Source organism: Roseivirga sp. BDSF3-8 (assembly GCF_041449215.1).
GTDB lineage: Bacteria > Bacteroidota > Bacteroidia > Cytophagales > Cyclobacteriaceae > JBGNFV01.
The window spans coordinates 3242457-3257944 of sequence record NZ_JBGNFV010000001.1 but is presented as its reverse complement, the minus strand read 5'-3'; the positions used below and the strand labels follow the sequence as shown (position 1 = coordinate 3257944).

At 48.5% G+C, this 15488-nt stretch carries 11 protein-coding genes; 3 read left to right on the top strand and 8 right to left on the bottom strand.

All coding sequences use genetic code 11. The features are described from left to right. Positions 1-7: 7 nt before the first annotated feature. The 6 genes from murA to AB9P05_RS13615 all read right to left on the bottom strand — a co-directional run bounded on the left by murA (position 8) and on the right by AB9P05_RS13615 (position 7258). Positions 8-1315, bottom strand: coding sequence for a UDP-N-acetylglucosamine 1-carboxyvinyltransferase (gene murA, locus AB9P05_RS13640; RefSeq protein WP_371909377.1), 1308 nt, complete (start codon positions 1313-1315; stop codon positions 8-10). Continuing rightward, entirely contained in the window at positions 1315-1938 is a 624-nt protein-coding gene (locus AB9P05_RS13635) for a DUF4290 domain-containing protein (protein ID WP_371909376.1), read from the bottom strand. The genes murA and AB9P05_RS13635 overlap by 1 nt, the downstream gene beginning before the upstream one ends. A gap of 101 nt (positions 1939-2039) precedes the next feature. Further along, on the bottom strand, positions 2040-4361 hold the full coding sequence (locus AB9P05_RS13630; protein WP_371909375.1) for an ATP-dependent helicase: 2322 nt from the start codon (positions 4359-4361) through the stop codon (positions 2040-2042). A 131-nt stretch (positions 4362-4492) separates the two neighbouring features. Next, complete coding sequence (locus AB9P05_RS13625; protein ID WP_371909374.1) at positions 4493-5470, bottom strand: ABC transporter ATP-binding protein; 978 nt, start codon at positions 5468-5470, stop codon at positions 4493-4495. Further along, positions 5467-6573 carry a FecCD family ABC transporter permease gene (locus AB9P05_RS13620; protein ID WP_371909373.1) on the bottom strand — a complete coding sequence of 369 codons (1107 nt, stop codon included), beginning with the start codon at positions 6571-6573 and terminating at the stop codon, positions 5467-5469. Before AB9P05_RS13620 ends, AB9P05_RS13625 begins: the two co-directional genes overlap by 4 nt. A 43-nt stretch (positions 6574-6616) precedes the next feature. After that, entirely contained in the window at positions 6617-7258 is a 642-nt protein-coding gene (locus AB9P05_RS13615) for a hypothetical protein (protein ID WP_371909372.1), read from the bottom strand. Between the two features lie 111 nt (positions 7259-7369). Here AB9P05_RS13615 and AB9P05_RS13610 point away from each other — a divergent pair, with 111 nt between their 5' ends. Then, positions 7370-7579, top strand: coding sequence for a hypothetical protein (locus tag AB9P05_RS13610; RefSeq protein ID WP_371909371.1), 210 nt, complete (start codon positions 7370-7372; stop codon positions 7577-7579). Here the strand turns inward: AB9P05_RS13610 and AB9P05_RS13605 are convergent, their stop codons facing one another. Beyond that, entirely contained in the window at positions 7580-12571 is a 4992-nt protein-coding gene (locus AB9P05_RS13605) for a C25 family cysteine peptidase (RefSeq protein WP_371909370.1), read from the bottom strand. It lies immediately after the preceding gene. A 262-nt stretch (positions 12572-12833) separates the two neighbouring features. Beyond that, positions 12834-13658: a purine-nucleoside phosphorylase gene (locus tag AB9P05_RS13600; RefSeq protein WP_371909369.1), complete on the bottom strand. Its 825-nt coding sequence runs from the start codon at positions 13656-13658 to the stop codon at positions 12834-12836. 211 nt (positions 13659-13869) lie between these two features. Between AB9P05_RS13600 and AB9P05_RS13595 the strand changes: the two genes are divergently transcribed. Further along, the gene (locus AB9P05_RS13595; protein WP_371909368.1) at positions 13870-14583 is read left to right on the top strand and encodes a pirin family protein; all 714 of its coding nucleotides are present in this window, start codon (positions 13870-13872) and stop codon (positions 14581-14583) included. 215 nt (positions 14584-14798) lie between these two features. After that, the gene (locus AB9P05_RS13590; RefSeq protein ID WP_371909367.1) at positions 14799-15455 is read left to right on the top strand and encodes a YceI family protein; all 657 of its coding nucleotides are present in this window, start codon (positions 14799-14801) and stop codon (positions 15453-15455) included. Positions 15456-15488: the final 33 nt, after the last annotated feature.

Sequence of the window (15488 nt, the reverse complement as noted above, 5' to 3'; positions counted from 1 at the left end):
GCAAATCCTATTCTTCTCTTTCGATCCTGGCACCCAGTGCCCTGAGTCGTTTATCGATATGCTGGTACCCGCGGTCTATCTGCTCCACATTATAAATGGTGCTCGTGCCACTGGCTGACATAGCCGCTATCAGTAGGGATACACCGGCACGAATGTCGGGTGAGGTCATGGAAATGCCTCGCAGAGGCTGCTTGCGATCCAGGCCGATAACAGTAGCCCTGTGAGGGTCACAAAGTATGATCTGCGCGCCCATGTCAATAAGTTTATCCACGAAGAAAAGCCGGCTTTCGAACATTTTCTGGTGGATGAGTACAGTACCTTTGGCCTGAGTGGCTACTACGAGGACTATGCTAAGCAAATCTGGCGTGAAACCAGGCCAGGGAGCATCCGCAATCGTCATGATGGAACCATCTATGAAGGTCTCTATCTCATAAGACTCCTGTGCAGGCACGAAGATATCGTCTCCTCGGATCTCCAGCTTAATACCTAATCTCCTGAAGATGTCAGGTATCATACCCAACTGATCCACCCGTGCGTCTTTGATAGTGATCTCGGACTGGGTCATGGCAGCCATACCAATGAATGAACCGATCTCGATCATATCGGGAAGCATAGTATGCTCCGTACCGCCGAGGTATTCCACACCTTCAATAGTAAGCAAGTTACTGCCTATGCCACTGATCTTAGCTCCCATCCTGTTGAGCATCTTACAGAGCTGCTGAATATAGGGCTCACAGGCAGCATTATAGATAGTGGTTTTTCCCTTTGCCATCACGGCAGACAGCAGTACGTTTGCCGTACCGGTTACCGAGGCCTCGTCCAGCAGCATGTAAGTGCCGCGAAGGTCGGAAGCATCTATGGTATAGAAACTGTCAGAAGAGTCATAATCAAAACGTGCCCCCAGTTTCTGAAACCCCAGAAAATGAGTATCCAGGCGGCGGCGACCAATTTTATCTCCTCCTGGCTTGGGTATTTTTCCTTTGCCAAAGCGCGCCAGTAGCGGGCCCAGTATCATGATGGACCCACGTAGTGAAGCAGCTTTTTGCTTAAACTCAGGTGACTCCAGGTAGGTAACATCCACGTTAGCAGCAGTGAACCGGTAGGACTCTTCACCCACCTTTTCCACCTGCACACCCATATCTCCCAAAAGTTCTATGAGCTTATTGACATCGCGGATGTCAGGGATTTTATGAATGGTTACGGGTTCGGGAGTGATAAGCACGGCACAGAGTATTTGTAGTGCCTCGTTTTTCGCTCCCTGTGGTACAATCTCGCCTTGTAAGCGGCTGCCGCCGTGTACTGTGAATGTTGCCATTAATTATGTCTTCTTCGCTGTTTTCCTCCGGACTTACGCTGGTAGTTCTTATGGTGACTTCTGTTTCTTTGTGAATCAAAAAGGTTGCCCTTATTCAATAATTCCTCATTCAGGTCAAGCTTACCTCCGGACAACTTACGGAGGTCGATCAGGATTTGCTTATCGTCACTTACCTCGCTGTTGTAAGCTGAGTAAAATGTCTTCATAAGCTTTCCTATCTGGATTATAGCCTGCTCTTTTTCCTGGGGGTCCTCTAGCTTTATGGCTTCCTCGATAAGTAATTCGATGTTTTTACCATAGTGCTTGTATTTGATATTGTAGAGGTTGTAATCCACACGCTGAGGCCTGCGGCCCAGCACCTCCTCTTCCGGCATGGGGTAGGGGCTGTCTACTTCCAGATCAAAGCCCGACATGATGTACAGGTCATCCCACAGCTTTTGCGCATACTCCGGAGAGTTTTGCATAGCAGGGTTTATCTGCTTCATCAGCTCAATAATGGTATACGCATAGCGGGTGCGCTTTTCGCGATCCTCCAGCGTTTTGATGTACTTAACGAGCCTTTGCACATTGCGTCCGTACTCTTTAAGTATGAGGTTAGATTGTTGGGTATTATATTCGAACATTAGGATATCATCCGGTTATGGTAGTAAGCAAAAATATAAAAATAATGTTTGGCCCTCCTAAAAATAGGGGAGATGCGGGCAATTAGTACTCCTATTTATCCCTAATCTACTATTCTGAGACGGGCAAAACTAAGTAGCAGTGTTTTTTCTCCCGCTTCTTCAAACAGCACACTGGCCTTTCTGTTGGCTCCGGCCGTGTCCATTTTGACCACAGTACCCATACCGAACTTGGCATGTTCCACACGCTGGCCTTCTTTCAGGTTAGAGGTATCGCTCGGGGTAAAGTCAGCACTTGGCTTATAGCGGGCGTTATTCGTCTGTTTTGCACTGCGGTTATTCTGGTGGTCACGTTGAGCCCCCCTGACCAGGTTGCGGGCATATCCGCTACCTTCAAAGCTTTTGCCAGCGGTGGCCCCACCCGGCAGCGTCCCTCCCCGGCGCAGCATACCGGCAGGACTTACCGTACCGCTACGGCGGTTAATTCGCACAAACGAAGGGTCTATTTCTTCCAGAAACCTGCTCGGCTCACAATTTTTCAGCCGGCCAAACCGGTAGCGAGAGAGGGCGTAGGTAAGAAACAGCTTATTCATAGCACGCGTAATAGCTACATAAAAAAGCCTCCTCTCCTCTTCCAGGTCAGCACGGCTTTCGAGCATCATCTGGCTTGGAAAGAGGTCTTCTTCCAGTCCTACTACAAACACGTTTTTGAACTCAAGGCCTTTAGCCATGTGAATGGTCATAAGGGTAACCTTCGGCAGGCCATCGTCCTTTTTCTTCTTATTATCGGCGTCTGTCAGCAGCGCTACCTCCTGCAGGAATGCTCCCAGACTCTTGTCTTCATTTTCAGGATTATCCACATATTCCTTAATGGCATTGAGGAGTTCCTGTACGTTCTCGTATCGGTTAAGCCCCTCCACCGTCTTGTCTTCGTAAAGCTCACGCAGCAGACCCGATACCTTGGCTACATGACTGGCCATCTCAAAGGCATCTTTGCGCTCCGTCATACTGCGGAAATTGTCTATCATTTCGGCAAATGAGGCAACAGCATTGGCTGCACGACCAGACATGTAAGCATGCACATTGGTGATCACATCCCACAGGGGCCGGTTATTCTCAAAGGTCGCATTTACGATCTTATCAACCGACGTCGCGCCTACCCCCCTCTTTGGCAGATTCACGATCCTGCGGAAGGCCTGCTCATCCAGCGGGTTTACCACAAAGCGTAAGTAAGCCAAAAGATCTTTTATCTCACGGCGCTGGTAAAAAGATACTCCTCCGATGATCACGTAAGGTATATTGCTGCGTCGCAAGGCCTCCTCTATCGCACGGGACTGGCTATTAGTACGGTACAGTACGGCAAAGTCATCGTAGCTGAGCTGCAGATTATTCTTTTCTTCAAAAATCTGGCTTGCCACAATCTTTCCCTCCTCATTGTCACTGGTAGTCTTAACCACCTCCACCAGTTCACCATCTGTATTAGCCGTCCATACATTCTTAGGAAGCTGGGCGCTGTTTTTGGCAATGACCGAGTTGGCTGCGTTTACGATATTCTGGGTAGAACGGTAGTTCTGCTCCAGTTTGATCACTTTTAGATCAGGATGATCTTTCTCAAAATTCAGGATATTCTGAATATTAGCCCCGCGGAATGCATAGATACTCTGGGCATCGTCCCCCACCACACAGATGTTCTGATGCACCTTGCTGAGGGTACGGGTGATCATGTACTGAGTAAGGTTAGTATCCTGAAACTCATCCACCAGAATATATTTGAAGCGGTGCTGATAGCGGTGCCTCACGTCATCATGATCACGCAGAAGTACGTGCATGTTAAACAGCAGGTCATCAAAGTCCATGGCACCCGACGTAAAGCAGCGTTCCTGGTAGGTTTTATATATTCTGCCTATTTCAGGTCTCATAGCCGCCTCGTCATCTGCCCGGTAAAGCGGGTTACGGACATACTCCTCCCAGCTTACCAGGTTATTCTTAGCCCCCGAAATACGGGACAGCACAGCGTTTGGCTTATACAGCTTATCATCAAGCCCCATTTCTTTTACTATAGCCTTGATAAGTGACTTGCTGTCGTCGGTATCGTAAATAGTGAAGTTATTAGGATAGCCTATCCGGTGAGCATCATGCCTGAGGATACGGGCAAATACGGAGTGAAAGGTCCCCATCCAGAGGTTACGCGCGTCACTGCCCACCACCCTTTCTATCCGCTGCTTCATCTCGTTAGCAGCCTTATTAGTAAAGGTGAGCGACAATATGGAAAAAGGATCAACATCATGAGCTTTCATGAGGTGCGCTATGCGGTAGGTAAGCACCCTTGTCTTACCCGAACCGGCACCTGCTATAATCATGCAGGGACCTTCCACATTGACTACGCCTTCTCTCTGAGGTTCATTTAGATGTTCGAGATATTCCATACGCCTTCTTTCGATCCGCAATTTACATTTTTTCCGGCCAAACCCTTACCGCCGGATGCTCTTAGAGCGAGTGTAACTATGATAAATGTGAAAATAATGAATAGATCGCGACATGCACAGGAATACCACAATCATCCTGAATTTTTCAAAAAACTCAGCAGGGAGTTAATTGATGTAAAGGTCTCTCTGCCAAAGCAGCTACTTTCGAGCACCAGTGACAGGTGACCATCTTTTTTGCCTGCTTCAATAATACCTGTGGTGGCAGGCAGGTTCTCCCCCTGCCGCCTGAGTGCCTGGACCAAAAGCCGTTTCAGGTGGTCCGGCCCCCTCACCTCCAGTCCTTTCGTATCATTCACCGGATAGTGTCCATGGACCAGCGTGCCCTCGGGTAAATCAAATGCCCGCTCCAATATACCAGAAAGAAGCATATCTTCTGGCAGGCCCGTAGTTATCCGGCCATTGTGCAGGAGCCAGAGCCTATCGGCCACGGGCAGGGCCATTTCCAGATCATGGCTGGCATAGATTACCGCCAGCCCCGTTTCCATGGCCAGTTTTCTAAGCATAGTAAAAGTACCTGCCTTACCTGGCCAGTCAAGAAAACTCGTAGGCTCATCTAACAGCAAAATGGCTGGCTCCTGGGCCAGAGCCCTCGCTATCATTACCCGTTGCCACTGCCCATCACTGAGCGTATAGGTAAAATGCCCTCCCAGGTCATCACAGCCAGTGATTTGCATCACCTTTTCCACCACTGCACGATCATGAGATGTAAGCCTGCCAAAGGGCCCCGTAAAAGGGTAACGGCCTAGTGCCACCAGCTCATGTACGCGAAGGTGACCCGCGGCAATACGCTCGGTGGTCACTATAGCAAGTTTGCGTGCCAGTTCACGCGGACTCATGTCATTCAAGCGCTTTCCCTGAACAGTCACCTGCCCCGCGAGAGGCTTTTGCATACCAGCCAGTGTGCGCATGAGAGTACTTTTTCCGGTGCCGTTACGTCCTGCTATACAGGCAATATTTCCCTCCGTCACGCTGAGGTTTACAGCCTCCAGTAATGGCGCCTTAGGCGGGTAGCCTACCGTAATATTTTCTACATGTACCACTTCTCTCATAGCCAACCTCCTTTCCTGCTCTTCAGTAACACCCAAGCCGCTACCGGAGCCCCCGCCAGAGCAGTGGCCGCATTTACCGGAAGGGACTGGCTGGCACCTGGCCACTCAGCAAGCAAGCCGCAGGCCAGTGCGAGGGCTATGCCCATAAAGCACGTAGCCGGCACAAGCCAGCGATGATCAGAAGTGTGAAACAGCGCACGGCATAGGTGAGGCACAGCAATACCTATAAACCCTATGGGCCCCGCATAGGCAATGACAGCTCCGGCGAGTATGCTCGCCCCAGCCATAATAATTAATCGGGTACGGGAAAGTGATACACCCAGCGAACGGGCATAACGCTCACCAAGCAAGAGGGCGTTCAGGGGCTTTATGGCCAGTATACAAAGAAACAGACCTATTGCTGCGGCAAGAGTAAAAAAGGGCAACTCAGCCCACCCTGCTTTATTAAAACTGCCAAATCCCCACTCAACGAAAGCCCTCGTTTCGCGTTCGTTACCAAAATAGACAAGCACCGTGACGAGAGCCCCTATCAGAGCACCGGCTATCACCCCGAATAAGAGCACAGTAGTCATATCCTTTACCCTGTAGGCTATGGCAAGCATAAGTCCCAGCATACCAAAGGCTCCGAGTGCAGCCCCGGAAATGGTACTTAGATTAGAGACCCACTCCACTCCCGCTTCACCAAAATAGGCCATTCCCGGCACCATCCATATGGTAAGAGCCACCCCCAGCGTGGCCCCGCTGGAAATACCAAGGGTAAAAGGACTTGCCAGGGGGTTTCTGAAAAGGGTTTGTAACTGCAGGCCGGCCAGCCCCAGACACAGACCTACCAGAGAAGCCGTTAGCAACCTCGGAAGCCTGATATTCCTTACGATGATATTCCAGGAAGCATGCTCACTGTCTTCTCCCGTTAGTATGCTAATGAGAGTACCGAAAGGAATGTCCACAGAAGCCCATAACAACGTAATAAGCCCCAGCATAAGGCAGCATATTATCAGCAGAGCGAGTCGCAGGACTCTGCTGCCTGATAAAGTTGAGCCGTACGGTCCTTCAGCTACTGCTTTTTGCGTTTTGTTGTATGAGGCAGGTTTGGATTCATCCATTGAATGGACAATCAGGGTTAATGCAGGGGATGATTATGCTTTCTTAGTTTCCGGGAAGAGTTAATCGGCCATCGCGAAACAGCATGAATGTTTCACACGCCATAGCACCATCATCTCCATAAGGGCAGGTCCGGTAGGTATTTTCAAACACCCCTTGGGTGATCACCACCCCCTCTCCATGACAGACAGGACACTTTACCTGCTGCCCTTTTTCACACGGGGCAGCTACGGAGTATTCTTCTGTAGAAGGCTCCGTTAAAGTCGAAACTTTTACCAATCCCTCCTTTTCCTGGCGAAGGCCACTTTCGGCTTTTTCAATAAACTTACCTGCTTCTGTAGAGTAACGTCCCTGGCTACCTTTCAGCTCCAGGTACTTGTATAGCCAGCTAAGGCTTTGTGAATATTTTTTGAGGTAGTAACTATTGCGCCCGAAGTGATAGCAAAGCTCAGGAGGTAACACTTCCAGCTGGTCCATAGCCTCCAGGAAATACCCGTTGGCTTCCGTATACTTACCTGCATCAGTCAGCGCGATAGCCTTATCCATTTTGGTCAGGGCTTCGGTTTTCTCAAGCCGGTAAGGGTCATATGGCAACCTACCCGGCTCGGTAGTCTGGGCAAATACTGCTGAACCTGAAACTAACAGTACAGAAACAAGCAGAAGGAACCGCGTGTATTTTAGAATCATAATCTGTAAAATCATTACCGCCGGTAATACAACAAAGACCGTACCTCTTCAGGATAAGTTGCCAACAATACCCCGGATACCTCAGTTATAGCAACAGTAAAGCATTAACATATGGAAAACGTAAGCACAATCATACTAGCCATACTGGCCGCGGCCATCCCCGTGGTCATCATTTTCTTTGTCATTTACCGCATTCGCCGAAAACGAGAGGACGGTACGGAGCGGCAAAACAGAAAACATGCAAACAATCCCACTGAAAAACTCAAATCAGTAAAAGAATCACGGTTAGAAGAGAAAGGAGCCTCAGGAAACAATTCCTGATCAGCGGATCAATACGATCTTCCCTATCCTGTCCGTGACGTCTTCACCGGACTCAGGACTACCCTGAGGAAGTTCAGCACCGTCTTTAAGTACAGTGAATCGGTAAATATACAAACCTGCGGGCAAATATTGCCCGCTTTTATTTTGCCCTGACCAATTCAGTGTCATCGTCCTGTCACCTGCCAGGCTGGTAGCAGGGTCATTCATCTCAATCTCATAAACTTTCCGCCCCTGCATATCCATTAATTCCAGCCTTACCTGATCAGGTCCACCTGCCCCGGTGACCCGTATAGGAAAGTGGATATCCTTACTAAAAGGATTTGGATAAGGTGCCATATATAGCACCGAAGGTTCGGAGTCTACCCTGAACCTGACCTCATAAGGCTCAGGCCCCAAAGCATTCCCTGCCGCATCAGATCCTATAAACCGCAACACGTAGGTACCGTCAGCCAGTACAGGGCTTTGATAAGAAACGGTAAAGGGGCTGTTTATTGTGGCGCCGGTCCAGTTCACTGCCGGGTCTGAAAAGCTGATCTTGGTAAATGAACAGCTATCGCAATCAGCCTTCAATAGCAACTGAGTACCCAGCGTATCCTGCTTAAGCCAGGCCTTATTTTCATCATATAGCATGATGTTTATCATCGGATCCGGCCGCACAAAGTCCATGTCACGGATATTTCGACCATCAAAAGTGATGTCCAGTACAGGCTGAAACTCATCACCCGCTACATGGATGGCATCTATCTGGTTCAGCACATTATTATTATAGTTCTGCTCGGGCTGCCTGCCGGAGTTAGCCTCGGTTTTGAGGTTATTAGTGCCAGCCATGTGCCGCGTATCCCAGGTGAGAGCAAAATCCACCGTGTCATATGCTGCAGGGGGTGAAACGCTGATTTCCTGGATGGCAGTCCGGCCACTTGTGGTATTATAAAGGGTAGCTTTTACGTAAAAAGGATCCGGGAAAGGCCTTTCCGTAAGATTCACAAATCTAAACCCCGTTTCAACTGAACGCCCCTCCTGTACTGCCTCAGACGGGGCAGCAGGCATACCGGTAAGGATTATCCCTTCAGGTGCAGGGGTGTAATCTACTAACCACATAGCTGGCTGGGGTGCGGACAGCTCTACGCTATCACTTGCCGTAGCCTCCAGACGAATGTAGGGGTAATCTCCCGCTTCAAGCTCAAGCGGATAAGTACCCAGGTTCTGGTAAGTATTCAGCAAGCGCTCATTAAACGCTGAGTCCACCCCGTATACACGTAATGATACATTATCATTTGATTCCTGCTTCCACCGTGCGGTTAGCTTCTTCCATTCCAGTGCAGGACCTATCAGAGGGCTGTACAGTGTGCCTGTATCACCGCTGCCCGTTATGATCGCATCCAGTGTGATCTGCTGCTCACTGGGAGGTAGGGCTGTATTTTCATCTCCCAGGATTACCTGGGCCGTGCCTGCAGCAGCTCCCTTTTTACCCAAAATGATAATAGGCTCATTTCGGTCGAAGGCTTCAAGCTGGGCAGGAGATACCCCTACGGAAGCTAACCTGTTCAGAACGGACTGCGGAAAATCCTCCCTGGGACCACTGGTAGAAAACATCACCACCTGGTCCCCTGTCTTTAGCGCGTCAAAATAAGTATTGATATAGGGAGTATTCACCACATGGTCAGAAGTGTAAGAAGCAATCACCTGGGGGAGGCGACCGCAGGCACTGCTATACACCACCTCATCGCCCATCGGCAGGTAGGGCCTGGCCGTATTACGGTCAAAAGCTATCAGATGGTAGGCATTCATGGCACATAGCCGGTTTTCTATTATATAAGCCAGGTTATTAATAGTAACCTCCACTCTATCAGGGGCCAGTTCCGGGTGGTATCTTCCTTGTGTAGTCACCTGCAGAAAAGTCTCAGCAGGCCGGAAAACCCAGTTCTGCTGAAAATTACGAGGAAAAAGACCTTCTGTAGTATTTTCACTGAGCTGGGGAAATGCCAGTTGGGCCCATCCCTCCGGACCATTACCAATATAAGAGAAGCTGCTGCTCGTCCACTCGTTAACTTCACCCTCGCGCGTCTCAGCAAATTTTGTACGCCAGTAATAAACCGTACTATCTTCAGTTACCGGCAGATTCATATCCATAAAGGCGAGTTGCTCACCGGTCACCGTTTCGCGAACCTTTAACTGGCTGTTGAAATTACTGCTGGTATCTATTTCAAAAATAAACCCCCTGCTATCGGCCTCAATAGCCCCCGACTGAGTAATCAGGCGCACCTGTTGCTCGTTTACAATAGCATAAGGGTTTGGCAAAAGATTAAGCGTACCCCTGCGAGGAATAAACACCTCATATACAAGGTCATTATTATTTTCATTAAGCTCGCTGATCTGGTCCTCCGCGTCGATGCTCACCTCAAAGCGGTTAGTTCCAAAGTTATTCGTTTGCGAGGCATCCACCTCTATATACAGAGTATCGGAATAGAAAAGCGGGCTGAAGGTGTATTCTTCCACAGGTAAACGAGTGTTGTCGCTCAGGGTACGGGTTACCTGTACATTTAGTGAGTCAGCTACCGCCCGGCCGTAGTTATGTGCCGGCACAGCAAGCACAAATGATTCATCATCTGCAAAAACCCCATCTCCCCCTTCAGAAGTCACAAAGGCCTGATCACCCTCCAGGTGATAGTCCGGAGAGGAGGCACCGAATATCCGGTAGGCAGGGTCACCCTGCAATACAATCTGCTGAACCTGAGCCCTTGCCTGCTCCAGGGGAGGGGCAAGCCTTAAAAAGCGACTGCTCACCTCTTTTTTTACATCCCCGATGCCCTTATGGCGGAACGCTTCGTCGGTAAATGCCACCTGGTAGAAAATGTCACTGTATAACCTGAGCAGGCTGGCGTAGCCCAGGTCACTATGAGCCATAAAGGCCATAGCCCCTTTATCCTTGGCCTGCAGCCAGTCTTCACCAAAGGTATAGTTAGTATTAAAGATATCACCCGCCTCACATCCATTGACCAGAAATACCGGGTACTTGCCCTTATTATTATAGCCAAGAACAGGATCTGTCACATACCCGATTTCAATATCAGTAACCGCCGGTGCTGAGTGTCCGAAAAAGGTCACCATACCCAGCCCTTTATTCACCTCATCAGATATATTGATGGCCTCAACCGTATTATTCGTTTTTTTACTGATGGTCGTTACCCTCCCTCCTAGGAAAGTACCCTCGGCAATGTCCTCAAACTGCTTTACGTAGTCCAGAAATATTGATTGCTCCTCATCGATACCACCGCTCAGATGCAATATGTCCTTACGCCACAAAAAAGCGTAGGGCTTCGCTTCCATCTCCCTAACCTTATCGAGGTAATGCGCCACCTCAGCGGGGCTGTTAGCATTCAGCCGGCCCGTAGGAATGGCTGCTTCCACCGTCGTGCTGCCAAGCCCTGCCGAAAAAGCATCATCAGAACCGGGTGAACCCGCAGTGGGCACAAACTCCCTCCTTTGGTACAATGCTGGCTCATCACGGTAAAAGATTCTTCTGCCCTGGCTCCGGTAGAAGGTATGCCAGTTCATGGATTTACCGACGATGAACAGATACCTCGGATCAGAGTTTTCGTAGAGGTATTTTACAAACCGGAATATAGCAACCGGCGTGCGCTCTCCATAGCTAAAGGCATTGTACAGATCATTGATATCTGCCACCAATACCTTATGCCCACCACCCTCGGGTGATTGCCTGTATGAGGCATAAGCTTCTATGACATCCCCGTATGATCCTCCCGGTTGCATCAGATCTTTGTGGGTAAGGATAATAAAACCCGCAGTACTGAGGTCGTACACAGGAAAGCTCACCTTCTTCAGCACAGGAACTTTATATCCGGGCCCGGAGCTAAGTATCCTGCGTCCGTTTTCAGTTTGCCTGATCACCGCATTGAACGAACTGTTTTGGTCGTTCAGTCCTATACGGCTTATGTTATGAGGATCCGTAATATCAAATAACCTGACCCCGGTAGGGCTGCTGCCTACTGAAAGGTAACTTTTACCATTGGCATCAGCAGGCAAATTGAATACATAACTATCCCTGCCTGCCATATCAGGTTGCTGAGGCATCACCACCTCAATATAGGAGACCCCAATAAAGTCACCAACGGTAGAGTTGACCCGGACAGTCACCTGAAGGCTTCCCCCTGAAAAATCCGAACGGCTCAGGTCAGTTTCATAAAGATGGCTTCCATAGCCCGTAAAAGTAGTATTTCCGCTGCTATTACCTGCCCTGATGGTCACATCGTGTGGATTGCTGGACTTTCCCAGCATTTTCACCCGCAACTTAGGAACAGGTCCGCCGCCGGCAGGAGCATGCAGGGAAGGGATGGTATAAGTGAAGGACTGACCGTTACCTATTGAATTGGCCTGCCACCCTTCTCCATCATCAAATACTGTAAGCAAGGTACGACCCGTGGTATTTTCAGGATAATGAACACCAAAGTTGTAAAACTCATGGTAGCTCTCCACCACCCTGTGGCTATGATATGCCACAGGAGGCAAACCTGCCGTATTATTTTCCTTATAGTAAGGCATACGCCGCCCATTTTCCGGCAAGAGGCTATAAGTCAGAAAATAAGCAGTGGTATCAGAATAGAGGTTAAAGTCAGGGTTCGCCTGGGATGCCTCGTTTTTATAGAGCTCTGTATCAAGTGTGCCATCATTCTTCCTCCCGTAAAACTCTACGTAATCAGATGGATCAAGGCGGGCATCTTCCTGACCCTGTACATGGATAGCAACCTCCTCACCACGGTGATACAGCCTGATCCGGCGGGGATCTGTCCCCAAAGGAAAACCCACCTGCATCAGGTCGTTATACGTAATGCGATGAATGCCATCAGCAGCAGTACTTACCTTAAAGTATTGCTGGTTAGGGTCTATCCACTCATTACCATACTGCCTCCCTAGCACTACACCTCCTATGAGACACAGAAACCAGGTTATGCCTAATGCCTTTACTTTGCCCATACTTTATACTCAATGCCGGAATCTGTACCCGGTAATTGCTTATCTATCTATTCAAAAAACGTGTCAGCCATAATAGACAGGTGATACCATCTTCACTAATTGCTGCTGCAGACACACAATTTCTTTACAAATATACCTCCTGCATCGTTCCGGTGCACAGATAATTAAAAAACCGGACCCTCCGCAGCATAAAGGCGCCACAGCCGGTCCGGCATTTAATAACGTCATCTTTTCTAAAAAAAATCTGGCAATTGACAGAATCTTAGTCCGTCTGTAAGGATATCAGCTCTTCCATGATTTTTTTCATACCAGGCTCTGCCCCCATCGCTGCTTTGATGACCTCCTCTACCGTTACTTTCCTTATCTTCTCAGGCGTACATAGGTCTGTAATTACCGACAACGCAAAAACCGGAAGCCCCATATGCCTCGCTACGATATTTTCAGGTACAGTAGACATGCCCACCGCATCAGCCCCTATGGTTCGCAGGTACTTGTACTCTGCCCTAGTCTCCAGGTTAGGGCCGGGTACTGCCACATAAACACCTTCATGAGCCCTTATACTGTACTTCGCAGCTATTTCCAGTCCCTTATCGATCATGGTCCGGTCATAAGGATCACTCATATCCGGGAAGCGGACACCAAATTCATCCTCATTAGGCCCCGTCAGCGGATTTTCAGGCTGCAGGTTAATGTGGTCATTGATGATCATAATATCGCTGATGTTATAATCAGGACTCAGCCCACCAGCCGCATTAGAGATAAATAGCCTGCGTATACCCAGTAGTTTCATGACCCGTACAGGGAAGGTCACCTGCTGCATCGTATAGCCTTCATAATAATGAAAGCGCCCTTGCATCACTACAAGCTTATGGCCATTAAGCACACCAAAGATAAGTTTGCCACTATGACTCTCCACTGTGGAAACAGGAAAGTGAGGAATGTCTTCGTATGATATACTGTGATAGATATCAATATCATCAAGAAGCCTTCCCAGGCCGGTGCCCAGCACTACCCCCGTATCAGGAACAAAAGAGCCTGTTTGGTTCTGTAAAAATTCTGTGGCTTCACGGGCTTCTTTAAGCAGCATATTCCTTATATCGTTATTGTAATTTCTTAAAAACTGTGAACCAACCCCTTGGTTTGGAACAGGACTCAAATATACGGCTGAGTGATCACTTTGTAAATGATCCGGGACATAATTGCCAACCCGGTTGCCCCACCACTGAAATTGTACAAAATAGAGAAACTAAAATTTTACATGTACGTACACATAAGCAGAGTAACAAGAATCTGAAGTTATGAAAACTATTGAATATAAATCCGATACGAGGGGAGCAGCAAACCACGGCTGGCTCAATGCGAAACACACCTTCAGTTTTGCCAACTACTATGATCCTTCGCGCATGCACTTCGGAGCCCTTAGAGTATTCAATGATGATATCGTTCAGGGAGGCACGGGCTTTGGAAAGCATCCGCACGATAATATGGAGATTGTCACCCTGGTGCTGGATGGAAGGCTTCGTCACAAAGACAGCACAGGCCACGAGGGCGTAATATCCCCCGGTGAAGTGCAGTTTATGAGCGCCGGCACAGGCGTATATCACTCAGAGATGAATGCGTCGGAAAAGGAGCAGGTAAATTTGCTGCAAACCTGGGTGTTTCCTAAAAAAAGAGACATAGAGCCACGCTATGGTCAGAAGAAGTTTGATTTTGAAGGTCAAAAAAACAGCCTCGTGGAAGTAGTATCACCTGACGGGAACGCTCCCTCACTTACCCTGAATCAGGATGCGTGGTACCATGTGGGTTACTTTGATAAGCAGACAGAATTAAGCTATGAACTGCATGGTTCAGGCAATGGAGTCTTTGCCTTTGTCATAGAAGGTCAAGCTGAAATTGCAGGCAAAAAGCTGGAAAAACGTGACGCACTAGGAGTCTCTGAAACTAATGACATTCTACTGAAGGTAAGCGAGAATACCAGACTATTGCTTATTGAAGTTCCAATGAAGTTTTAACCCAATGCTAAAACCGGATGGGTCCGGCCTGGATAGGCCCGGCCTGGATGGGTCCGGCCTGGATAGGCCCGGCCTGGATGGGCCCGGCCTGGATAGGCCAGTCTCATCCGGTTTACCAAAAAAAAACAGCAGAATCTCAGGGAATATTAGGTCAGAAAATCGTTTATGGTAATATGAATGCTACACCATTTTTTGAACTGGGGAATGAAAAGAGGATGAAGAAGAATATACTATTCCTTGTATTACTGGCATTTTCAGTAACCGCTATTTTTTTAAATTTTAACACCCCTGAGAATAGCCGGAGCTCAGATTTCCGGCACATGTCCTTCACAGGATTGTTTCAAGAAGACTCATATCAGGTAGACGCTGAGGCATCAGAAGTAAAATGGACAGGCCGTAAACTAACAGGCAACCATACAGGCACTGTCAAAATTAAGTCCGGCAATCTCAATGTGGATGGTGATAAGCTTGAAGGGGGCATGTTTATCATTGACATGACTAGCATGGAGAATGAAGACATAGAAGACCCAGACTCCCGCGCCAAGCTAATGGGCCATCTCAGAAGTGAAGACTTTTTTGGTACCGCCACCCATCCCGAAGCAAAACTGGTAATTACCAATGTCACATATGAGGAAGAAACGGAACAGTATCGGGTAACGGGAGACCTGACCATAAAAGGCAAAACAAACAGCATCACCTTTCCTGCCGGGCTGAGCAATAATGGCAACACAGTGACCGCCTCTGCAGATATAACGTTTGACCGGACCAAGTGGGATGTACGCTACGGCTCAGGCAGTATATTTAAAAGTCTCGGAGATAAAGCAATCTACGATGATGTGGATATCTCCGTAAGATTAGTGGCCCGGCAATAATTCCAATACTTACCATTCCCCTTTATTTACCCC